The 20,806-nt window shown below is 61.3% G+C and carries 20 protein-coding genes; 10 read left to right on the plus strand and 10 right to left on the minus strand.

Translation table 11 applies throughout. The features are described from left to right. The first annotated feature begins 13 nt into the window (after window positions 1-13). Window positions 14-355 (plus strand): DUF2489 domain-containing protein, encoded by a 342-nt coding sequence (locus KQ661_RS13095; RefSeq protein ID WP_216726167.1) that lies wholly within the window; start codon window positions 14-16, stop codon window positions 353-355. Here KQ661_RS13095 and KQ661_RS13100 read toward each other — a convergent pair. Continuing rightward, complete coding sequence (locus tag KQ661_RS13100) at window positions 352-711, minus strand: helix-turn-helix domain-containing protein (RefSeq protein ID WP_216688759.1); 360 nt, start codon at window positions 709-711, stop codon at window positions 352-354. The two genes, KQ661_RS13095 and KQ661_RS13100, sit on opposite strands and share 4 nt — an antisense overlap. Continuing rightward, window positions 708-1,001 carry a type II toxin-antitoxin system HigB family toxin gene (locus KQ661_RS13105; RefSeq protein ID WP_216726168.1) on the minus strand — a complete coding sequence of 98 codons (294 nt, stop codon included), beginning with the start codon at window positions 999-1,001 and terminating at the stop codon, window positions 708-710. The genes KQ661_RS13100 and KQ661_RS13105 overlap by 4 nt, the downstream gene beginning before the upstream one ends. A gap of 270 nt (window positions 1,002-1,271) precedes the next feature. On the opposite strand from KQ661_RS13105, the gene KQ661_RS13110 reads away from it, so the two are divergent. Beyond that, window positions 1,272-2,804: a carbon-nitrogen hydrolase family protein gene (locus KQ661_RS13110; protein WP_216726169.1), complete on the plus strand. Its 1,533-nt coding sequence runs from the start codon at window positions 1,272-1,274 to the stop codon at window positions 2,802-2,804. 198 nt (window positions 2,805-3,002) lie between these two features. Here KQ661_RS13110 and KQ661_RS13115 read toward each other — a convergent pair whose 3' ends face one another. From KQ661_RS13115 to KQ661_RS13125, 3 genes are all read right to left on the minus strand, one after another. Next, window positions 3,003-3,362, minus strand: a complete 360-nt coding sequence (locus KQ661_RS13115) for a hypothetical protein (protein WP_216727231.1) — start codon at window positions 3,360-3,362, stop codon at window positions 3,003-3,005. Between the two features lie 60 nt (window positions 3,363-3,422). Next, window positions 3,423-4,739: a DASH family cryptochrome gene (locus KQ661_RS13120; protein ID WP_216688763.1), complete on the minus strand. Its 1,317-nt coding sequence runs from the start codon at window positions 4,737-4,739 to the stop codon at window positions 3,423-3,425. A 76-nt stretch (window positions 4,740-4,815) separates the two neighbouring features. Next, entirely contained in the window at window positions 4,816-5,385 is a 570-nt protein-coding gene (locus tag KQ661_RS13125) for a hypothetical protein (RefSeq protein WP_216688764.1), read from the minus strand. A 49-nt stretch (window positions 5,386-5,434) separates the two neighbouring features. Between KQ661_RS13125 and KQ661_RS13130 the strand changes: the two genes are divergently transcribed. Then, window positions 5,435-5,899, plus strand: a complete 465-nt coding sequence (locus KQ661_RS13130; protein WP_216688765.1) for a hypothetical protein — start codon at window positions 5,435-5,437, stop codon at window positions 5,897-5,899. Window positions 5,900-5,975: 76 nt separating this feature from the next. Next, complete coding sequence (locus KQ661_RS13135) at window positions 5,976-9,587, plus strand: DEAD/DEAH box helicase (RefSeq protein ID WP_216727232.1); 3,612 nt, start codon at window positions 5,976-5,978, stop codon at window positions 9,585-9,587. A gap of 88 nt (window positions 9,588-9,675) precedes the next feature. Here KQ661_RS13135 and KQ661_RS13140 read toward each other — a convergent pair whose 3' ends face one another. Beyond that, a complete protein-coding gene (locus KQ661_RS13140) occupies window positions 9,676-10,593 on the minus strand; it encodes an FKBP-type peptidyl-prolyl cis-trans isomerase (protein WP_216688767.1) in 918 nt (305 codons plus the stop codon). 75 nt (window positions 10,594-10,668) lie between these two features. After that, entirely contained in the window at window positions 10,669-11,997 is a 1,329-nt protein-coding gene (locus KQ661_RS22885; protein ID WP_216727233.1) for a DUF2809 domain-containing protein, read from the minus strand. A gap of 137 nt (window positions 11,998-12,134) precedes the next feature. Between KQ661_RS22885 and KQ661_RS13150 the strand changes: the two genes are divergently transcribed. After that, window positions 12,135-12,827, plus strand: a complete 693-nt coding sequence (locus KQ661_RS13150; protein ID WP_216726174.1) for a hypothetical protein — start codon at window positions 12,135-12,137, stop codon at window positions 12,825-12,827. On the opposite strand, the gene KQ661_RS13155 is transcribed toward KQ661_RS13150, so the two are convergent. Then, window positions 12,817-15,135 (minus strand): efflux RND transporter permease subunit, encoded by a 2,319-nt coding sequence (locus KQ661_RS13155; RefSeq protein ID WP_216727234.1) that lies wholly within the window; start codon window positions 15,133-15,135, stop codon window positions 12,817-12,819. The two genes, KQ661_RS13150 and KQ661_RS13155, sit on opposite strands and share 11 nt — an antisense overlap. A gap of 176 nt (window positions 15,136-15,311) precedes the next feature. Between KQ661_RS13155 and KQ661_RS13160 the strand changes: the two genes are divergently transcribed. Beyond that, window positions 15,312-15,524, plus strand: coding sequence for a hypothetical protein (locus KQ661_RS13160; protein WP_216688771.1), 213 nt, complete (start codon window positions 15,312-15,314; stop codon window positions 15,522-15,524). A gap of 69 nt (window positions 15,525-15,593) precedes the next feature. Here the strand turns inward: KQ661_RS13160 and KQ661_RS13165 are convergent, their stop codons facing one another. Continuing rightward, the gene (locus tag KQ661_RS13165) at window positions 15,594-16,295 is read right to left on the minus strand and encodes an acyl carrier protein (protein WP_216727235.1); all 702 of its coding nucleotides are present in this window, start codon (window positions 16,293-16,295) and stop codon (window positions 15,594-15,596) included. 172 nt (window positions 16,296-16,467) lie between these two features. On the opposite strand from KQ661_RS13165, the gene KQ661_RS13170 reads away from it, so the two are divergent. The 4 genes from KQ661_RS13170 (at window position 16,468) to KQ661_RS13185 (ending at window position 19,956) form a co-directional block, all read left to right on the plus strand. Then, window positions 16,468-17,973 carry a cryptochrome/photolyase family protein gene (locus tag KQ661_RS13170; protein WP_216727236.1) on the plus strand — a complete coding sequence of 502 codons (1,506 nt, stop codon included), beginning with the start codon at window positions 16,468-16,470 and terminating at the stop codon, window positions 17,971-17,973. Window positions 17,974-18,074: 101 nt separating this feature from the next. Beyond that, window positions 18,075-18,869: a thymidylate synthase gene (locus KQ661_RS13175; RefSeq protein WP_216726178.1), complete on the plus strand. Its 795-nt coding sequence runs from the start codon at window positions 18,075-18,077 to the stop codon at window positions 18,867-18,869. Window positions 18,870-18,895: 26 nt separating this feature from the next. Further along, window positions 18,896-19,390, plus strand: a complete 495-nt coding sequence (locus KQ661_RS13180) for a hypothetical protein (RefSeq protein WP_216688775.1) — start codon at window positions 18,896-18,898, stop codon at window positions 19,388-19,390. Window positions 19,391-19,521: 131 nt separating this feature from the next. Continuing rightward, a complete protein-coding gene (locus KQ661_RS13185; protein ID WP_216688776.1) occupies window positions 19,522-19,956 on the plus strand; it encodes an energy transducer TonB in 435 nt (144 codons plus the stop codon). Here the strand turns inward: KQ661_RS13185 and KQ661_RS13190 are convergent. Next, the gene (locus tag KQ661_RS13190; RefSeq protein ID WP_216688777.1) at window positions 19,946-20,764 is read right to left on the minus strand and encodes an aminotransferase class IV; all 819 of its coding nucleotides are present in this window, start codon (window positions 20,762-20,764) and stop codon (window positions 19,946-19,948) included. The two genes, KQ661_RS13185 and KQ661_RS13190, sit on opposite strands and share 11 nt — an antisense overlap. Window positions 20,765-20,806: the final 42 nt, after the last annotated feature.

Genomic DNA, 20,806 nt, shown 5'->3' on the forward strand with positions numbered 1-20,806 from the left:
TGATAACATTTGTATGGCCAAAAACCCGCCAAAAGAAGTTGGCTTATTACGAAAGTTTATTTCGACAGCCCGCTCCATTACTACCGGACAAGTTGATTTGTCGTTGGGAATCTTACGATTAGAGAAGAACTTGTTTTGGCTAAAAGGGTGCGATATTAACCCGCTGACCACTGATGAGCTGAAAATAGTAAATGATTATTATGACCGAATAAGAGAGCTTCCGATAGAGGAAGAGCGGCTTGCCTGGGCACCGGATAAACTGGAAAAGTTAGATGAGAAACTCGAGCGAATAACGACTAGATACCGACCGCAGTTGATGGAAATTCTGAATCGAATTGTTACCGAAGCATCTTAAGCCGCTGCCAGCAGCACTTCGGCCGAAATCCCCAGGTTGTCGTGTAGCGCCTTCATCATTTTGGCGGTGAGCTTGCGCTTGCGGTTTAGCACCTCACTCACCCGGTTTTCGCCCCCAAACCACTGGGCCACATCGCGTTGCAACAGGCCGCGTTCCTGCATCTTGTACTTGATGTATTCGATGGGGTCGGGCTCAGGGATGGGGTGATGCTGGGCTTCGTAGGCTTCAATGAGGGTAATTAGAATTTCGAATTCGTCTGCAGTGGGGTCGCCGGGCTTGGAATCGAAAATGGCATCAACTCGGGCCAGGGCCGCCTGATAATCGGCTTCGGTACGGATGGGTTTGATAGTATTCATATAGTTGCGGCATTAATATGGTCGTATTCGGTATAAGTGCCAACAAAGCGAATGTAGATGACGGAGAATTCGTAGTTTATTTTGACAATCAGCCGAAAATCGTTGCCTTTTATGTTGAAAACGAGGCGATTGTTGGCAATAATGCTGGCCGTGCCATACTGCGCTTTTACGTCGTTGGGTGTGGCCCAATTGGCCGCCGAAACATCCTTAAACCACGTGCGCAAGGGGAGTTCGGCGGCGGGATATTTTTCCCAGAACGTCCGGAGAGTGGATTTGCTAAGGATACGCAATTATTGGCAAAGATAACTGCTACTTCCCGGATTGGGAAGCGGGCGACTGGTAAAGGATTGGTGCTGCCCGCGTTGTGAATAGTGCCCCACTCGCAACGACAGCAGCAGGGCTTGTGAACGCAGCGGCCAAGGTGGCGGCGAGCTGGGCGCAAATCCGGCCACCGTTCATTTTCCTGCGTAGGAATAGAAGGACCACTCCGTTACCAATCGGAGCCAACAGCCGCCCCAAGGGCCGCCCGTTAGCTCCGCAATTACCCCTTACTGCCCTTTATGAATGAACTTATTGAGATACGCCACCTCCTCAAATCCGACTACGAAGCCCTGAAAGCCGCCATGCTGCTGGCCTACCCGCGCATGCAGAGCTACTGGCGGCGTGAGCAGGTTGAGCTACTGGTCGACCTATTTCCCGAGGGCCAGTTTGTGGTGACGGTGAACGAGGAAATTGTGGCCGCCGCCCTGGCCCTGATTGTGACGCACGACCAGTTTGGCGAGGTGCACACCTTTCAGGACGTGACCGGCGACTACACCTTCCGCACCCACAGCGCCGCCGGCGATACGCTCTACGGCATCGAGGTATTCGTGGTGCCGGCCATGCGCGGCCGCCGGCTGGCCCGCCGTCTCTACGATGCCCGCAAGGAACTCTGCGAGCGGCTCAACCTGCGCTCTATTGCTTTCGGGGCCCGCATTCCGGGCTATCACGAATACTTGGATACGCTCACGCCCAAGCAGTACGTGCAGAAGGTGAAGGACCGCGAAATCGTGGACCCTTCGCTGAATTTCCAACTGGCCAACGACTTCCACCCCGTGCGGGTGCTCAAGGGCTACCTGCCCGGCGACGCGGCCTCGGGCGACTATGCCCTGCTCATGGAGTGGGACAACATGCTCTACGACACCAGTCCGGTGCAGGCCGTGGCCCGCAAAACCCAGGTGCGCCTGGGCTTGGTGCAGTGGCAGATGCGCCTGTATGAAGGTCTCGACGACATGTTTCAGCAGGTAGAATACTTCGTGGATGCGTTGGCGGCCTACCGCGCCGACTTTGCCCTGTTCCCCGAGCTTTTCCACGGCCCGCTGATGGCCGAGGCCAATGAGCTGTCCGAAATAGATGCCATTCGCAAGTTGAGCCGCTATTCCGAAGAAATTCTGGCCCGCTTCACGGCGCTGGCCGTGAAGTATCACATCAACATCATCACCGGCTCGATGCCTGAGGTGGCCGCCGACGGCAAGCTGATGAACGTTGGCTACCTCTGCCGTCGCAACGGCTCGACGGAGCGCTACGAGAAAATCCACGTCACGCCGAACGAGGCCAAATACTGGGCCCTGACCGGCGGCAAGCGCCTGCAAACCTTCGAAACCGACTGCGGCCCCATCGGCGTGCTGATTTGTTATGACGCTGAGTTTCCCGAGCTGGCCCGCCTGCTGGCGGACCAAGGCATGAACATCCTGTTTATCCCATTCCTCACCGACACCCAGACGGCCTACTCGCGGGTGCGCCATTGCGCCCAGGCCCGGGCCATCGAAAATGAATGCTACGTGGCCATGGCCGGGTCGGTGGGCAACCTGCCCCGCGTGAAAAACATGGACATTCAATACGCCCAGTCGGCCGTGCTCACGCCCTGCGATTTCGCCTTTCCCAACACCGGCGTGAAAAGCGAGGCCACGCCCAACACCGAGATGATTCTGGTAACCGACGTGGACCTGTCGATTCTGGACAAGCTCCGCCACAGCGGCAGCGTGCAAAACCTGCGCAATCGCCGTTCCGACGTGTACCAGCTCAGCGCTTCTGAATTGATGCCCAAGCATTAATCTGGCCTGATTGCTGCGCAGCCGCGTAGCGGTGACACGTTTATAGGAACATGCCACCTGAACGATAGCGCCGCGCTGCGGTGACAGATTGCTTTAGTGCTTCTGTCACTGCGGTGCGGCTTTTTTTCAAACGAGGCTCCTCGTGTTGAAGTAATTTGCGGAAAAGTAGTAAGGTGCGACCCCGTGCCCTACTTCAGGCTATTGAAAAAAGTCGTCCGGGTCGGCCTGGTTCAGGTACTTGCGCAGCTGCGGCAGCGTGCCGAAATAGGGGAGTACGCAGGCCAGAAACTGGTCGGCCAGGGCCGGGCTGCTGACGTAGGCCACGAAGGCGGTGCCGCTTTCGGTGAACTCCATCTCATCGAGCAGGGCGGGGCAATGCTCTTCCACGATGGTTTCGAGGTGCTCAGCCCAGGAAGCGGCCGTACCGCCGAAGCCGAAATGCTGAAATAGGGCGTAATAGTCCTCCAGCCCGCCCACATCGGCAAAAATCAATACTTGGTACTCGGGCGAAACGGGCACGGGGGCGGCCGTTAGTTGAAAAGGAAACGTTGCGGACATGCGCCAAAGGTACGGCCGGGCGTAGCGCCGCCTTGGTGTAGTGCAGGCGAACAGTCCGCACTACAAGCGCCAAGTGCGCACGTAACGGCCCTGCGGGTCGTAGCGCCGGGCCTGCTGGGGTACGTCGAAGGCCGTGTCGCGCACGTCGGTGCCGGTCCCGGCGATGTACTTCCAGTTGCCCCAGTTCGAAGCTGCGTCGTGGTCGATGAGCTGGTGCTCGAACCAGGCCGCCCCCCAGCGCCAGTCCTGGTGCAGGTCGTGAATGAGGTAGCTCGCCACGTTTTGCCGTCCCCGGTTGCTCATGAAGCCGGTGGATGCCAGCTCGCGCATGTTGGCATCCACAAAGGCATTGCCGGTACGGCCGGCGGCCCAGTTGGCAAACACGGTTTTGTCGGACTGAGCGGGCTTGGGCAGCTGGTCGCGCAGGCCGCGCCAACGGAAGAAATCCGGCCCGGCGCGGTGCGCCAGCAGGCGGAAGTAGTCGCGCCACAGCAGCTCCAGCCGCAGCTGCATGGCTCCTTTGCTGCGCGCGCCGTGGGTGGCATCGTACCCATCAATGGCCGCCCAAATCTGGCGGGCCGAAAGGCTCCCGTTGGCCAGCCAGGGCGAAAACTTGGTGCTGAAGGCCTCGCCCAGCATTTCATTCCGTGTGTCATCGTAGCGGCCAATGAGGTGGCGCGCTACCGCGTAGTCGTGCAGGCGGGCCAGGCCGGCGGTTTCGCCCCCGCCCAGTGCGGGCAGGGCCGAGCGGTGGTCGGGCAGGTGCCGCGCCGATGCCGGCAGGCCCAGCGCGGCGGCTAGCGCATCGGCAGTGGGCAACGGCGTGGGTACGAAGCCCGACGGCAATGGTGGCAGCTGGCGCGGTGCGGGCAGCGGCGGCCGTACCCGCACTTTCGCAGCCACATCAAACCGAAACTTGCTGAACGAGAGCGGCAGCCGCCCAATGGGAATAGGTAGGTCATCGGGGTGCAGCAGCGTCAGGGTTTCAAAACAGCGCAGGGACACTTGCGGGCCAAGAGCGGCGCGAAGGGCTTCTTCGGCCTCTTCCTCCTCGGTGGTGTGCTCGGTGCTGGCGTGCACGGCCCCCGCGTTCAGCTGCCGGGCTAAGGCGGGCAGCACTTCTTCGGGGCGGCCCACCGCGAAGTGAATGGCGGAGCCCAGCGCGGCGTAGCGCTGCCGCAGGTCGGCCAGGGTTTCGAGCAGGAAGGCTAGGCGGTGCGAGCCGGTGCGTGGCAGGCCCAGGTAGGCATCAGAACCCAGCGATACCGGGTCGAAGCAATACACGGGCAGTAGGGCGGTGGTGCCGGCCGGTAGCGCGGCCAGCGCCTCATTGTCGTGCAGGCGCAGGTCGTTGCGCAGCCAGTAGAGAACAGTCATGCAGGTTTTTGGGCGAGTGTAGTAGGCTAACACGCAACGCGGGCAGACTTCCCGCTGGCCCGCAAAAAACCTTGGGCTACCGGCGCCGGCGCAGTGCCACCACCATGCCCACGCAGGCCAGCGCCAGCCCCGCAATCAGGGCGTCGCGCACGAAATGGCCCTGCTTGGCCTCGGCTACTTCGGCTTCGAGGTCGCGCATTTTAGCCAGCTGCTGCTTTTCGCGCTGGCGCATGTTTTCGGTTTCGTTGGTGAGCTCCGAGAGGCGCTGGGCGGTGAGGTTGCGGTCGTCGCGCGAGCTGGTTTCGAGGTGGGTAGTGGTGGCGGCCAGGCGCACGGAATTGGTCTGGGCCGCCTGTGCAGTGCGGTTGAGCACGTCCACAATCTGCTGGTCCTTGTCCACGATGCCCTGCAGGGCATCCACCACTTCCTGGAGGTCTTTTTTGGAGGGCTTGTTGCCGAACAGGCTATGGCGCTGGGCGCTGGCCTCGCGGTAGCGGTCGGTCAGGGATTTACGCTCGGCCAGCAGGCCGGGGAGGGGCGAATCGGCGGTGATGGCTGGCGTCTGGGCGGCCGTGGCCAACCCGCACAGCAGCCCGCCACTCAGGGCCAGGGCGCGAAAAACGGGGCGGGCGGCGGATATTTGCAAACTGTCAACCCAGGAAAAGAAGTGCGTACGCATGAATAAAAAACAACAAATGATAAAAGGTAGCCTCCTGATGTTCGGGGTGCTGAGCCTGTGGAGCTGCGAAACGGCCCGGCCAAAAACGCCGCCCACCTACGGCGGCGCGGTATCGCAGGGCCTGTACGAAAAAGGGGGCAGCGGCGTACTGCCCTTCCTGATTCAGGCCATTAGCCAGGACGCAACCTACGGCTTTACGGCAAACAACCCGGTGCGGGTGGGAGGCGGCCGCGAAGCCGGCCTGCGCAACCAGCAGCGCTACCTCAATGCCCTGCTCGGGCCCCGGGGCGAAACGCTTAAGTATGAGCATGAAGGCAGTTGCTGCGCTTTCAAAATTGCCGAAGTCGGCATCGACAACGAAGGCCAGCTCGACGTGTATTCGCTGACGTGGAAAGGCCAGCAGCAGCCCCTCAAGCTCTATCTGAATATGTACGAGGAAGGCACACTGACAGCGCCCGTGGGCCTGAGCACCGCCCGCTAACCCGGCCCGCAGCGGGCCAGCCGGACCCAGAAAACCGCTACTTTTACAGGCCCGGCCGCAAATTCTCTACCTCCCGATGCCCACCCGCTACTACTCCCGCCTCGCCGCCCTGGCCGCCGACCCCGCCGCTGCGCCCGCTGACCAGCTCCCCAAGCTGCGCAAGCTGCTCGAAGCCGTGCTGCGCGACGACTGCAAGGCCCGGGAGTCCCCGTTCATCGACCTCAGCCAGGCCATCGGTCAGGCCGCCTACACGCACGAGCTGCCCGCCGCCCTGCGCCAGCAGCTCCAGGCCCTGCGCCTGGCCGCCAACCTGGTGGTGCACGAAAGCTACCCCGGTACGCCCGCAGAAGTCGCCAGTGGCTTTGCAGCCGTGGCGGCGCTGGTGCTGCACCTCACCGGTGCGGCCTACGCCGGCCCCGCGCTACCCCAGCCCCTGGCCGAAGCCGCCAACGGGCCCGCCGAAACCGTTGAGATAGCCACCGCTGCCCATATTCCCGAGGCTGCTGCCAGCACTACCTGGCGCGTGCGGGTGCTGCACGCCGACCTGGCCACCGGTACCCTCACCGTCGAGATGGCCGCGCCCGCCGATGGCCGCCCCGCCGGCCCCTTCGGCCTGGTGCTGCCCGCCGCCTACGAAAACGTGCTGCTGCTGGCCGCCACGCTGCATCCCACGCTGCACCTCATCGGCCCGGTGCTGCTGGCCGATGGCAGCGTGCGCGCCCGCCGCGTGGTGCTGGAACCCGACTACCTCATCAGCGTCACCACCATTGCCGAGTGCGCCCAGCGCGACGGCACCATCCCCGAATGGGCGCTGCTGAATGCGTTTTTGCCCGATGAAACCTCGCGCCCGCTGGTGCTCGGAAACCTGGTGAACCTGCTGCTGGATGAGGAAGTAAGCCACGCGGGGAGGAATGAAGAAATAAGAATTAAGCACGAAGAAGCTGCCCGCAAACAGCAGTTGGAGCGACTGGCGAAGCTGGCCGGCCACGATAGTGCTACCGCCTTGCCGGAAGCCGTCGATGCTCCCCAATTCGAGCTTACTGCTGATAATGAGCAGCTGACAGCCAAGGACTTCGACCTGGAAGCCTTCTTTAAGGGCCGGCTTTTTCGCTCGGCACCGCTCTCGCTCAGCACGCTGCCCGAGTTCCAGACCCGCACCGGCGTGCCCGAGCTGCTGAACGACCTGCGCCGCCATCACCGCACCCTGCGCGAAACCCGCGCCCTGGGCTTTGTGGCCGCCAGCCGCACCGGCTACCAGCAGGAACCCCTGCGTCTGGCCGACTGCTTCCTCGAACCCACCTTTCTGTCGGCCACCTACGGCCTACAGGGCCGGCTCGATTTGCTGCACGAAAGCAGCACCGGCTACGACCTCATTGAGCTCAAAAGCTCGACCAAAGTACCCCACGCCGAGCCCTGGACCAACCACGCCGCCCAGGCCCAGCTCTACCGTTTGCTGCTCGAATCGGTGTTTGGGGCCGATGGGGAAACGGCCGGCCGGGGCCGCACCAGCATTTTGTACTCCAACGCGGCCAGCGGCCAGCCCGCCGTGCGCCGCGTCGACCAGGACCAGGACCTGATTGACCGCCTGCTGTCAGCCCGCAACCAGCTCGTGGGCACCGAATTGCAGCTGGCCCGCGCCACCGGTCCCCGCCAAACAGCCGTGCTGCTGGCCCCCGTGCTGCACCCCAACCTCATGGCCTTGCCGTCCTTCGGCAAAGCCAAGGCCGAAAAAGTAGCCAACGCCTGGGCCGCCGCCGACCCCGTGGAGCGCGCCTACTGCCTGGAGCTGGCCCGCTTTTCGGCCCGCGAAATGCGCCTCACCCTGCTCGGCGACGAAGCCCGCCCCGGCGATGCCGGCGGCCAGGCCGGCCTCTGGCTGCTGCCCCAGGCCCGCAAGTATCAAAATTTCAGCCTGCTCGATGATTTGGAACTCATCGAAGACCACAGCGGCGCCCCCGATGATGCCCGCAACGGCCTCGGCCCGCACCTCATTTTCCAACGCCTCGCCGGTGGCCGCGAAGTAAACTTCCGGGCCGGTGATACGCTCATTCTTTACCCGCGTAGAAAAGCTGTTAGCTCCTTAGGTAACGAAGCTAATAGCCAGCAGCTATTAGCTAATAGCTTAACGGTTCTCGATGCTCAGGTAGTCAAAGTCGTGCTGGCCGAAGACCTCGGGGCCGATGGCCGCGTGGTGCTCAGCGTGCGCAACCGCCGCATGGCCCCGCGCTACCTGCTGGGCCACTCGCACTGGGCGCTGGAGCCCGATACTTACGACACCTTCCGGCGCGAATGGGCCGGCCTTTCGTCCTTCCTTGGCCTGAGCCCCGAGCGGCGGAAGCGCCTGCTGGCCCGCACCGGCCCGCGCGAGCCCGAGGACTGGAACCCCGCCGCCGCGCCCGCTACCACGGCCACCGAAGTGGTGGCCCGCGCCCTGGCCGCGCCCGACTGGTTTGTGCTCTGCGGCCCGCCCGGCACTGGCAAAACCCGCAGTGTGCTGCGTGAGCTGGCCGAAAAACTTTACAAAGAAGATAAGCAGGTGCTGCTGGCGGCCTATACCAACCGCGCCGTGGACGAAATCTGCGAGCAGCTGGTCGATGCGGGCCTGCCGTTTATTCGGGTGGGCTCGCGGCTGGGCACGTCGCCGCAGTACCGGCCGTACCTGCTCGATGCCATGATTGCCGACTGCGCCAGCCGCCAGACCGTGCGCGCCCGCCTCACGGGTACGCCGTTCTACGTGGGCACGGTGGCCAGCCTGCTGGGCAAGCCCGAGCTGTTCATGCTCAAGCAGTTCGATGTGGCCGTGGTGGACGAGGCCAGCCAGGTGCTGGAATCGCCGATGCTGGCCCTGCTGGCCAAGGTGAAGAAGTTCATCCTGATTGGCGACCACCGCCAGCTGCCCGCCGTGGTGGCCCAGGAGCCCGAAACCAGCGCCGTAGCCGCCGAGGTGGCCGATTTACTGCGCGAAAACCTCGGCCTCACCAACCTGCGCAATTCCTACTTCGAGCGCCTGTTCCGGCGGGCCGAAGCCCACTGGCCGCACGCCCACGGCACCCTCGCCGACCAGTACCGGATGCACGAAGAGCTGGCCGTGCTCGTCAACCAGGACTTTTATGAAGGCCAGCTGCGTTGCCCAATGCCCTGGCAGGCCGCTCCGCTCGACCGCGCCGCCTGGCCCGCCGCTGCCGATGATTTTACCGCTGCGCTCCGCCGCCAACGCGTGGTTTTTGTACCCACCCTGCGTCAGCCCGAGGACTTGTCCATGAAGGAATCGGCCCAGGAAGCCGAGCTGGCCGCTCGCGCCGCCGCCTACGTGGCCCAAGGCTACGGCCTGGCTTTCAACCCCGAAACCACGCTCGGCATCATCGCCAGCTACCGCAACCAGGCGGCGCGCATCCGGGCCCGGCTGGCCCAGCTGGCCGTGGAGTTGAGCCTGCCGGCCCTGGCCCAAATCAGCGTCGATACCGTGGAGCGCTACCAGGGCAGCCAGCGCGAGGTCATCATCGTGAGCTTCTGCTGCCACCACGAGCACCAACTGGAGCTCATGGTGTCGCCCGACGAAACCGGGCAGGTCGACCGCAAGCTCAACGTGGCCCTCACCCGCGCCCGCCAGCAGTTGGTGCTGCTCGGCAACGCGGAAATGCTGAGCCGCGCCCCCCACCACGCGGCCCTGCTGGCCCGGGTGCGGTAGCGCGGCTCCGCGTTCTTTTTTCGTTCTATCGCCAGATTGCGGGAGTGAATGACCCCACTGAGGCTGTCGTTCACCCCCGCAATCTGAATTACTTGATGTCTACCACTTCCACCTCAAAGCGCAGGGCCGTATTGGGCCCGATGGTGGAAGCGCCCTGCACCCCGTAGGCCAGCGCCGAGGGCAGCAGCAGCTCGGCCTTGTCGCCTTTGTGCATCAGGGCAATGCCTTCTTCGAAGCCCGTAATCAGCTGGCCGCGCCCAAAAGTGAAGCTCAGCGGCGTGTTGCCGTTGAGGGAAGAGGCGTCGAACACCGTGCCGGTCGCATCCATCAAATGCCCGGTATAGAGCACCGTTACCGTGTTGCCAATGGCTGGCCGCACCGCATTGGCGTTGGTCGTAACGGGCAAAAAGTAGAGCCCGGAGGCCTGTTTTTGAGCAGTGGTGATGTTTTTGGTAGTCAGGTAGCTCTTAATCAGGTTGTCATCGTACGTCGGTACGTCCACTACCTCCACCTCGAAGCGCAGTACTGAGTTTGCCGGAATGCTGCCCCTTTCCGTCGAGCCATAGCCCCGCGCGGAAGGAATCAGGAACTCCGCCTTATCTCCAACGTGCATCAACGAAACACCCTCATCGAAGCCCGGGATAATTTGGCCAACCCCTTGCACGAAGGTCAGCAGCGGGTTGCTGTGCTTGGAAGAAGCATCGAACACCGTGCCGGCCGCATCCAGCAAATGGCCGGTGTAGAGTACCGCTACCGACGAGCCGGAGGTGACTTTGGGTGCCGCCGTATTCGTTCTAATGGGCAGAAAGTACACGCCGGAAGGCTGTTTCTGAGCAGTTGTGATGTTGTTGGTGGCCAGGTATTGGGTGATAATGTCCTGGTCGATGCCGCTGTAGTCCTTCATCGCGGGGTCGTCTTTCTTGCACGCGGTGGTAAACAAGCCAGCCGAGGCCAGCAGGGTGATGAAGAAAAGGCGCGTTAGTACGGCGGAAAAATAAGGTTTCATAGGCTGATTTTTGGAGTAAAAATAACGCATTAATGGTCGGCACAACACGGGATAGTTTTTCGGTGTTCGTGTTTTTTAGCGCGGCAAAGCGGCGGGCTGCCGCCGTCTCTGCCGGCAGATTGGGCCGATTAGGCGCTCAATGCCCAGCATCAGCCCTATTCCCAGCGTGTAGGCCAGCAGGTCGGCCCACTCAAAATGGCTGCCCAGCACGATGCGTGTCAGCCGCCAGTGCTGCCAGCCCAGCCAGGCAGGCAGCACTGCATATTGCAGTGATTCAATCAAATAGGATATAAGCAGAACGCCCAGCGCCACTTTCTTCGGCGGGGCGGAAAGCAGGCCCCGGGCAAGACAATAGAGAAAAATGGTGGCCAGAAAATCGCCGGCGTACGGCCGGATGATTTTATCGTGTGCAAACAGGGCGATAAGAATTTCCAGCAGGAATAATAAGCTGGCGACCAATAAATAGTGCTTTTGGATGCGAATCATGGGCTGGGTACAAGGCTGGTGCCGTACCATTTGAGCGGGCTGCCGACGAACAGCCAGCAGCCCGCCTGGTCGGATAGTCGCTAAGTGCACCGGGCAGCGGCGGGTGGGTTGGAATGCCATCGCTGGTTCGGCCAGCGCCACCGGCGCGGCATCCAGGGCCTGAATCCGGGCCCGATACGCCGCCGGCAGCATGGCATTCCGGGCCCACTGGCTCACCCGCCAGTGCCGCGTATGGCGGTAGAAAGCCACGGCTGGGGCTATATAAAAGCCGGCGGGCAGCTGCAAGAGCTGCCGTACTCCGGCCGGTGCCACCAGGCCCTGCACCAGGCGTAGCAGGTGATAGCGCGGGCCGCCCAGGTGCCTGCGGTATTGCACGTACAAGTCGGCGGTGTAGTGGCTGGCGGCTGTGTAGTGGCTGGCGGCTGTGTCGCGGGCAAGGTGCTGCTGGCGGGCCACCCGCCATTCCGGGTAGGATGTGGGCAAATCGGGCACGCCCATGCGCTGCCCCACGCGGTAGAACACCGTCACAATTTCCTCGCGCTCGGCATCGGTCATGGGCCGTTCCAGCACTTCAAACGCCCGCATGGAATAGCCGATGAGCATAAACAGCACGTCGCGGTAGGCCCAGGCCGGGATGGCCTGGCCGCGCCGCGCCTCCACAGCCGCGTGGATGGCGGCAATGCTGTCGATGGCCCGCTCGGCCCCGGCCCGGTCAGCAAACACGATGCGGCGGGCATAGTCAACCGTGGAAAAGAGCCGCGCCAGCGGGTCGGCGGGCAGGCGGCCGGTGAAGTAGAGCCAGTCCACGGCCTTGTTGAGCGCGAACTCGGCCGCTGCCCCGGCAAAGATGAACAGCACCGTATCGGCCGTACCCCAGATGCGGCGCACGATGGAATTGGGGGCTACGAAGTGATTCATATCGTATTTCTAAACAACTCCACTAAAAAACAAGTGTGAAAAGTCTGATTGTGTGAAGGATTGGTTTGAGAATGATGTGGCCTACGCATATTTTTGAGTATTCCTTTTCATACAGGCAAGCCAACCGTCCGCAACCTATGAAGCGCACTTTCCCCTCGCTGCTATGTGCCGCCGCCATTTTGTGTGCTGGTTGCAAAAAAGATGAAATTGCGGAGCCTGCTTGCAATGACCACTGTACCACCATTAGCGGCCGCTTCACTACCGATAACCGGACTGCACCCATCGCCGGCCTCCCGGTGCAGATAATCTGGGTGAAGTGGACCGGCGCATTTTCGGCCAAAACCCGCACTAAGGCTCACACAACCACGAATGGCCAAGGCGATTACCGGCTCAATTTCTATCTTCAGGACGATGAACTGACAGACGGATATTTTGAAATTGTCTATTCAGCCGATGCTGGCAAATACGTGGTGGGACGCGACCAGATAGGGGCCTCGTGGCTTGAACTAAGCCGTGATACGACAATCATCAGTAATTGGCTGCTGCCGCGCAAAGCCTTCGTGCATCCCGTCATCACAAACGCGGCGCAGATTATAGGGGACTATTGGGGGGAGTATTCCTTTGCAACGGGCAGTTACCAGAGAGGCAGTCGCTTCACGTACGGCGTGGTGTTTACCTTCAATCATTTGCCTGTTTCCGATATTGAGGTAGCGGCCAACCAGCCCGTTGACTTGAAAACGTACAAGCAGGTGAACGGCCAATTGGTGACCGTGCACGACACCGTCAGGCTGGCACCGGGTGCTACTTATGAGCACCGCGTTACCTATTAAGCAGGTCCGGTAGCGGTTGTTTTGCCGTCGCCACCTTCGGCCGCTTGTAGAAATACAGTATCAGCAGGGGCAGGAGCGTCAGCTCGGCCACCACGCCGAAGAGCAGCGTGAGGCCAATGAGCAGGCCGACGTAGAACGTGCCGTCGAACTTCGAGAACAGCAGCGTGGAGAACCCGCCCACCAAAATCAGCGAGGTGGTGATAACGGCTTTGCCGGCCAGCAGGTACGTGTAGCGCACGGCCTTGAAAATATCCGGCTCCTTACCCAGCGTAAGTCGTAGCTTGCTGATAAAGTGAATGGTATCGTCAACCGCAATGCCGAAGGCGATGGTGAAAATGATACTCGTGCTCACCTTCATGTTCACGCCGGCCAGGCCCATCACGCCGGCCACGATGATGATGGGCAGCAGGTTGGGAATGAGCACCACCAGGGTCATGCGGAAGGATTTGAACAGCGCCAGCACAATGAGCGTGACCATGGCAATGTCGATGGCCATGCCCTGAATCATGTTGAGCGTCAGGTTCTCGTTGTTCTTGTCGATAAGGTTGGACGAGCCCGTGAGGCGGGTGCGTAGCACGGTGGTGTCGGTGCTGGTGCGCAGGTAGCGGCGCAGGGCAGCGTTCAGCTTATCGGCCCGGATGCTGCCCACGTCGGCCATGCGGCCGGTGAGGCGGCCGGCCGAGCCATCGGGTAGGGCCAGGGCGCTGAATTCAGGCTTTTTGCGGAACTGGCGGAGCTTGCTGCGCAGGCTTTTCAGCTCGAGCGTATCGGTAGGGAGGCGGTATTCGGCCAGGCCGCCACCATTTAAGGCCTTCCGCACTGATTTCACCAGCGTGACGGGCGAGGCGGCGAAGCGCAGGCCGTAGGTACTGGCCAGGTAGCCTTCGATTTGCTCGGTCTGGCGCAGCACGGCCAGGTCGTAGATATCGCGGCCGGGGGCTGGTTTCAGCTCCAGCTCAAAGGGCCGCACGCCGGCAAACTGCCGGTCGAAAAAAGCAAAATCCTGCCGCACAGGGTCGCTCTTGGAAAGGTCATCGAGCAGCGAGGAATTGATGTGCACCCGCGTGGCCAGCCCGATGGAAACCGCCAGCACCAGCCCGCTCACCGTGAAAATCAGCCGCCGCCGTACCAGCACCTGCCGGAACAGGCGAGAGAGCACGCCGTCCCAGCTGTGGCCCTGGCGGCGCGGCTCGCGCAACTGGGGCTTCCCCAGCAGCACCAGCATGGCCGGCAGCAGCGTGAAGCTGAGGATGAAGGCCAGAATAACGGCCACGCCCGTGAACAGCCCGAAGTTGTGAATGGGCCGGATGGTGCTGGTCATCAGCGTAAAAAAGCCCAGGCTGGTGGTGAGCGCCGATAGCCCCGACCCAAACCCTGATTCCTTGATGGTGATGCGCAGGGCATCCCTCTTGCTGGCCCCGTAGCCCAGCTCGCTCACGTAGCGGCTGATAATGTGGATGGTGTCGCTCATGCCCACCACGAAGAGCATGAGCGGGAGCAGGGCCGTCATCAAGTCAATGCTGACCCCGAATGCGGCCATGATGCCCAGGCCCCATAAAATGGCCCCCAGCACCACCACCAGCGGCAGCACCACGCCCCACCACGTTCGGAACGTGAGCCAGAGCAGCCCGGTGACGAGCAGTACCGACAGCGACATGAACACCACCAGCTCCCACTTCAGCCTATCCACAAACACGGATTGGGCCACTATGCGGCCCGCGAAATGCACCTGCGCGTCGGGAATGTGCAGGCGGGCCAGGCCGCTGCGCAGGGCCGTGAAGAGGGAGTCGCCGGGCGGCTTTTCGAGGTCGGGGGTGAGCTGAAGCACCAGCGTCAGGGCGCGGGCATCGGGGCTGAACACGTTACCGATGAGGCCCGGCGTGCGATAAATCAGGGTAGAGTCGGCGGCGCGGCGGGCGGGGTCGGCGCGGTAGGTTTCGGGGTGCAGGTAGGGCACGCTGAACACGCCGAGGCCCTCGACTACGGTGTTGGCCAGGGTGGTGGGAGAGGTGACGTGCCGCACATCCTTTTGCCGGGCGGCCAGGCGGGTCAGGGAATCGACCTGGGCCAGGAAAGCGGGGTCGAACACGGTGCGGCCGGCGGGGGCTTCCACGCCCAGCAGCAGGTAGTCGTTGTCGTTGCCGAAGCGCTGGGTGTAGCCCTGGTAGTAGTCCAGGTCGGGGTCGCCGGCGGGGTAGAAGTCGTTGAAATTGTAGTTGAACCGCAGCTGGGCAACGAAGAACGCGCTCAGGGCCGTGAGCAGGCCCAATGCGAGCAGGGTGATGTGGGCGTAGCGGCGAAGGGACATCGGTGGGCCTCGCGCCCCGGCCCCGCCGGGCGGGACCCAGGCGGGCGGCAACTAGTGAGCAACAGGAGAAAAAACTTCCACCCGCCCCGCCCTTGAAAACAGGCGGCGGGTGTGTATCTTAGGGTTGAAAACCGTGCGTTTTCCCTTTTTGTTTCCCTCACCCCATTTCGTTTTCCATGAAAAAGACCCTGCTTGCCCTCGCCCTGTTTGCCTTCGCCGGCAGCACCGCTTTTGCCCAAGAAGGCCCAGCCAAAGCCGAAAAGAAAAATAAGAAAGAAGCCTGCGCCATGAAAGGCGGCATGGCCGCCGGCTCGTCGTGCTGCATGAAAGGCGCCAAAACCGCCGCCGTGAAGCCCGTCGCCAAGCCGGTGGCTGTCGTTAAGCTGTAGTTGCTGTCGGCTTCGGCCGCCGCTGAAAACCAAAAAGCCGCCTCGGGAACGAGGCGGCTTTTTGGTTTCTTAAACTAAGATGGCATCTGGAGTTAATGCAGCTGGTTCGATGCCGGTGTGATGACTGAATAAAATATTCAGTTGACGAGCAAGCTCTGATTTGTTAGCCGTGCTGGGGTCGCGTCGGGACTGCCGATAAAAGCGGGAGCTCATGGCGTTTACGACTTCGCCGACAGTGGCAAATTGAATGGTCGTACCCAGCCGGGTACCTATATCCAGGCCAATGATGGAAACCGTGAAACTCGCCAGACAAGCCCACCAGCCGATGGTCGAGTTGGTGATGTGTCCTATCAACGCTGCCACTGGCAGGCCGAAGATTGAGCCAATGAGCAGGCCGATGCAGACGTTCTGCGCCAGAGAAGGCATACCCAAGATGTCTAGTTTCATGTTTAGTGCCCGTTCGATGGCTTGTGCGGCTAAGCGTCGTTGTACCCGTTGCGCTGGAAGAATATCGGCCAACAAGGAATTGGGTTCGATAGCCGCCGTACCGGTTGGCAGCACTTTTCGCAATTTATAAAAGGCCTGTTGCAAGGTGCAGTCGGATGCGCATGCCAACGGTAGTTTGGAATACACGAGCGTGCAAAACTCGCCGTACGTTTTGATTTGTTCGAAGTCGGTTTGCCCGAAACGGATGCCAAATGACTTTTCTATAGCTGGAATGAGGTCAAAGCTAAAGTCTTCGTCATCGATACCCAAGTGTGGTGCGCTCATGTGCATTGGAAGTAATGAACCGTTGAGTGATGCTAAATGTAGCTGCAAATGCCGGAGAAGCTCCTTGAGTAAGTGTTTTTAACATATATCCGCTCTTCGCGCACGGCCACCAATGGCGCTTCTGAACCATCGCCCCGAAGGTTTGTAGCAATAGGGCCAATAACGTTGCTATATGTCTCTCTCGCCGGCCGAAACCCTCCTGCTTTTCCCCCATCAACTCTACGACGAGCACCCGGCTCTGCAATCCAGCCGCCCGGTGGTGCTCCTTGAAGAACCCCTGTTTTTCACCCACTTTCGGTTTCATCAGCAGAAGCTGGTGCTGCACCGGGCCAGTATGCAGGCCTACTGGCGGCGGCTGGAAGCGCGCGGGTTTACCTGCCAGTACGTGGAGGCGCGGCAGCCCGCCGCCGATGTGCGCCAGTGGATTGCCCAGGCCTCGGCCGCCGGATTGCGCGAGCTGCACGTCATCGACCCGGTGGACGACTGGCTGGGGCGGCGCATCAAAAAGGCAGTCCAACGGGTTGGAATCGACCTTACGGTGCATCCTAACCCCAATTTCCTGAATGAGCGGGCGGACGGTGATGCTTTTTTCGCGGGGCGTAAGAAGTATTTCCAGACCGATTTCTACGTGGCCCAACGCAAGCAGCGCCGCCTGCTGCTGGAACCCGACGGGCAGCCCACCGGCGGCAAATGGACGTTTGATACCGACAACCGCGAGAAGTTTCCCAAAACCGAAACCGTGCCCGCGCTGCCCTGGCCCGCGCCCACGGCCGAGGTGAGCGAGGCTATTACTTACGTTGAAACCCACTTTGCGGACCACTACGGCCGAGCCGCCGATTTCCGCTACCCCACCACCCACGAAGCCGCCCAGGCCTGGCTGGCTAATTTTCTGGCGCACCGGCTGGCCAAGTTTGGCGTGTACGAAGATGCCCAGGTGGCCCGCGAGCCGGTGCTCTACCACGCCCTGCTCACGCCCATGCTGAACATTGGTCTGCTCAACCCGCAGCAGATTATTGATGCGACGCTCGCCCACGCCGCCCGCCACGACGTGCCCCTGAACTCGCTGGAAGGCTTTCTACGGCAGATAGTGGGCTGGCGCGAGTTCATCCGCCTCGTGTATGAGCGGGAGGGGCGCAAGCAGCGCACCCGCAACTTCTGGGGCTTCGAGCGCCGGATTCCGCCCGCGTTCTGGACCGGCACCACGGGTATCGGGCCGGTCGATATCGTGATAAAGAAAGTACTGGCCGGTGCCTATAACCACCACATCGAGCGGCTGATGGTGATGGGCAACTTCATGCTGCTCTGCGAGTTCGACCCCGACGAAGTGCACCGCTGGTTTATGGAAATGTACATCGATGCCTACGATTGGGTGATGGTGCCCAACGTGTACGGCATGACCCAATTTGCCGATGGCGGCCTGATGACCACCAAGCCGTACATCAGCGGTAGCAACTACCTGCTGAAGATGGGCGACTGGCCCAAGGGCGACTGGCAGGCCACCTGGGACGGCCTGTTCTGGCGCTTCATGCACGTCAACCGCGACTTTTTTACCACTAATCCTCGGCTGGGTATGCTGGTGAAGATGTTCGACAAGATGAGCGAAGCAAAGCGGGACGCCCACTTAGCCCATGCGGAGGCCTTTCTGGCGCAATTGGACGCCTGGAACGAAGAATCGTAGCGCAAAAAAATGACTAAGTAGGAGCCGGCCGGCATTCGCCCGCCGTCCGCCCGCCGTCCGCCCGCCGTCCGCCCCCGTCCGCGTTTTATCTTTGCCTCCCCATGATTCAATACCAAGCCCTCCTCCGCCAGATTCTCGATACCGGCACTCTTAAGACGGACCGAACTGACACTTGCACAATGTCTATTTTTGGGCATCAAATGCGGTTCAATCTGGCTGACGGCTTCCCGCTGGTCACTACCAAGAAGGTACATCTTAAAAGTATCATCCATGAACTACTCTGGTTTTTGAAAGGAGATACCAACATTGCCTATTTGCAGCAGAATGGCGTAAAAATTTGGAATGAATGGGCCGATGCCAATGGTGACCTCGGCCCCGTGTACGGTTACCAGTGGCGCTCCTGGCCCGACGGCCACGGCGGTCACATCGACCAGATTTCGCAGATTGTTCAGCAGCTCCGCACCAATCCCAACTCGCGCCGCATGGTGGTTTCGGCCTGGAACGTGGCCGACCTGCCGGCCATGAAACTGCCCGCTTGCCACGCCCTGTTCCAGTTTTACGTAGCCGATGGCAAGCTCTCGTGCCAGCTCTACCAGCGCTCGGCCGACGTGTTTCTGGGCGTGCCGTTCAACATTGCCAGCTATGCGCTGCTCACCCTCATGGTGGCCCAGGTAGTGGGCCTGCAACCCGGCGAGTTCATCTGGACCGGCGGCGACACCCACCTCTACAGCAACCACCTGGAGCAGGCCCGCCTACAGCTGGAGCGCGAGCCCAAACCGCTGCCCCGGATGCTGATAAACCCCGACGTAACGGATATTTTCGGCTTTCAATATGAGGACTTCAAGCTGGAGAATTATGAGCCCTGGCCGGCGATAAAAGCGCCGGTAGCCGTATAGGCGGCATGAGAAACCGCGCGCTAAGGTTGGCATGGCTGGGTAGCGCGCTGTTGGCGGCCGGCACGGCGCATGCCCAATACGCCGCGCCGGGCTTTCCCATGCTGCCGCAGGGCCGCCTGCCCGTGACCAAAGCGGTAGCGAAGCTACAGTCGCCCATTCTGCCCCGTTTCTGGCACGAAGCCGACCCGGGCAAGCTGGCGGCGGGCCGCACGCAGTTTTTCGAATTTGTATCGGAACACGCCAAATTTCCGGAGGCCGCCCGGCCCACGCCCAACCATCCCGAAGTCCCGCTGCCCACCGGCCGGCTGCTGGTGCGCGTACTGGTGCGGCCCGACGGCTCGGTGCGCCAGCCGCCGCGTATCACCAAGCGCGAGCTGGCGCTGCCCGAAAGCGCTTACCCGCCTAGTGCCATTCAGGCCCTCGACGCGGAGGCGCAACGGGTGCTCGGGGCTTTGCGGTTCGTACGGTCTAAGTCGGTGCAGGATTCGCTGGTGGTACCCATACGGTTTATCGCGCAGTGAGCGTTAGGAGTTTAGGCGCGGCCTCGAATGGCAGTGAAATATATCTGATTAAGCTACTGTTACTTTTTTGTCTGATTTGGAGCTTTACTGTGCAGGCGCAGAGCAGCGGCAACTCATATTCTGCGCCGGGAATGCCGCTGCATTTGCAGCACGGCGTGCCAGTAGTGCCAGCGCGGTCCATAAGGAAGACAGCCGCTGCAGAACGACTCCATTCGGTGCCGAAAGCTTCACCCATACTAGCTCGTTTTTGGCACGAAACAGATTCGGGAGCCCGGCAGGCAGGATATGCTCAGTTTATTCGTACGATTCAGCATCTGACCAAGTACCCGGTTCCGGCGCTACGTGCTCAGACGGAAGGGCGCATTTTTGTCAGGGCCATCATTTCGGCCGATGGAATACCGGCAAAAATTGAGGTCGTTAAGCGAAATATGACTGCCGGAGCTTCTGAAGAATCATTGAGTTTGTTGGATGCGGAATCAATACGAGTGATTAAGTCGATGAAATTTGAACCTAAAGCCAACGGGGCCGACACGGTTACTGTGCCAATGGGGTACTTTATTCAGTAGCCTGACCCAAATTCATCAAAATGGTAATCAGTCCATTGTGAATAGGTTTGTAGGCTGTGCCAGCTACTGAATGTACTATTCTCACCGCCGCCACATTAGCCGTGAAAACGGCGTCGGCGGCCAATAGCTCTTCTCTAAAAAACAACCCTTCCCGGCACTCCATACCCGCCGCCCGCGCTGCCCGCAGCACCTGCGCCCGGCGCACGCCCGCCACGCAGCCCGTTTCGAGCGAAGGCGTAAACAGCACCTCATCTTTCAGCCAAAAAATAGCCGCCGCGCCCGCCTCTGCCACATGCCCGGCCGCATCGCAGAGGATGATTTCATCGAGCCCGCGCTGCTGCCGTTCGTGCGCGGCCCGCACGTATAGCCACGACTGCGGGCCTTTGCAAAAGCTTAGCGGCGAATGAATAGAGTGGTTTTCGACGGCAAAATCAGCATTCGCGATGGCTGAGTCCTCAGGCAAGAAAGCTTCGGCGGTGGCCAGCCATTCGGCGGCGTCGGTGGTGGGGGTGTAGCGGCCGCCGCCGGTGCGCCAAAGCTGCAGGCGCAGGCGGGCGGCGGGTAGCTGGTTGGCGGTAGCGAGGCGGGTCAGGGTCGCTTCTAACGCTTCGGGGGTGGCCAGGGCGGCGGGCAGCGTGAGGTACAGGGCGGCGGCGGCCTGTTGCATGCGGGTGTGGTGGTCGGCGGCGAGGTGCAGGCGGCCTTCGGCAAAAATCAGGGTTTCGAAAAAGCCATCGCCAAAAGCCAGGCCGCGGTTGGGCAGGGGCAGGGTGGCGGTGGGCAGCAGGATATCATTCAACAAGAGCATAGGTGCAAGGTAGGACAGCTGCTGCCCGGACACAAAAAAAGG

The organism is Hymenobacter siberiensis (genome assembly GCF_018967845.1).
Classification (GTDB): domain Bacteria; phylum Bacteroidota; class Bacteroidia; order Cytophagales; family Hymenobacteraceae; genus Hymenobacter; species Hymenobacter siberiensis.

Excerpts from the sequence above, each read along its gene's own strand:
- KQ661_RS13150 (WP_216726174.1), top strand. The coding sequence starts at position 12,135 with ATGAAGCGCACTTTCCCCTCGCTGCTATGTGCCGCCGCCATTTTGTGT.
- KQ661_RS13095 (WP_216726167.1), top strand. The coding sequence starts at position 14 with ATGGCCAAAAACCCGCCAAAAGAAGTTGGCTTATTACGAAAGTTTATT.
- KQ661_RS13160 (WP_216688771.1), top strand. The coding sequence starts at position 15,312 with ATGAAAAAGACCCTGCTTGCCCTCGCCCTGTTTGCCTTCGCCGGCAGC.
- KQ661_RS13185 (WP_216688776.1), top strand. The coding sequence starts at position 19,522 with ATGCCGCTGCATTTGCAGCACGGCGTGCCAGTAGTGCCAGCGCGGTCC.
- KQ661_RS13115 (WP_216727231.1), bottom strand. The coding sequence starts at position 3,362 with ATGTCCGCAACGTTTCCTTTTCAACTAACGGCCGCCCCCGTGCCCGTT.
- KQ661_RS13135 (WP_216727232.1), top strand. The coding sequence starts at position 5,976 with ATGCCCACCCGCTACTACTCCCGCCTCGCCGCCCTGGCCGCCGACCCC.
- KQ661_RS13170 (WP_216727236.1), top strand. The coding sequence starts at position 16,468 with ATGTCTCTCTCGCCGGCCGAAACCCTCCTGCTTTTCCCCCATCAACTC.
- KQ661_RS13140 (WP_216688767.1), bottom strand. The coding sequence starts at position 10,593 with ATGAAACCTTATTTTTCCGCCGTACTAACGCGCCTTTTCTTCATCACC.
- KQ661_RS13120 (WP_216688763.1), bottom strand. The coding sequence starts at position 4,739 with ATGACTGTTCTCTACTGGCTGCGCAACGACCTGCGCCTGCACGACAAT.
- KQ661_RS13155 (WP_216727234.1), bottom strand. The coding sequence starts at position 15,135 with ATGTCCCTTCGCCGCTACGCCCACATCACCCTGCTCGCATTGGGCCTG.
- KQ661_RS13175 (WP_216726178.1), top strand. The coding sequence starts at position 18,075 with ATGATTCAATACCAAGCCCTCCTCCGCCAGATTCTCGATACCGGCACT.
- KQ661_RS13100 (WP_216688759.1), bottom strand. The coding sequence starts at position 711 with ATGAATACTATCAAACCCATCCGTACCGAAGCCGATTATCAGGCGGCC.
- KQ661_RS13110 (WP_216726169.1), top strand. The coding sequence starts at position 1,272 with ATGAATGAACTTATTGAGATACGCCACCTCCTCAAATCCGACTACGAA.
- KQ661_RS13130 (WP_216688765.1), top strand. The coding sequence starts at position 5,435 with ATGATAAAAGGTAGCCTCCTGATGTTCGGGGTGCTGAGCCTGTGGAGC.
- KQ661_RS13165 (WP_216727235.1), bottom strand. The coding sequence starts at position 16,295 with ATGAGCGCACCACACTTGGGTATCGATGACGAAGACTTTAGCTTTGAC.
- KQ661_RS22885 (WP_216727233.1), bottom strand. The coding sequence starts at position 11,997 with ATGAATCACTTCGTAGCCCCCAATTCCATCGTGCGCCGCATCTGGGGT.
- KQ661_RS13190 (WP_216688777.1), bottom strand. The coding sequence starts at position 20,764 with ATGCTCTTGTTGAATGATATCCTGCTGCCCACCGCCACCCTGCCCCTG.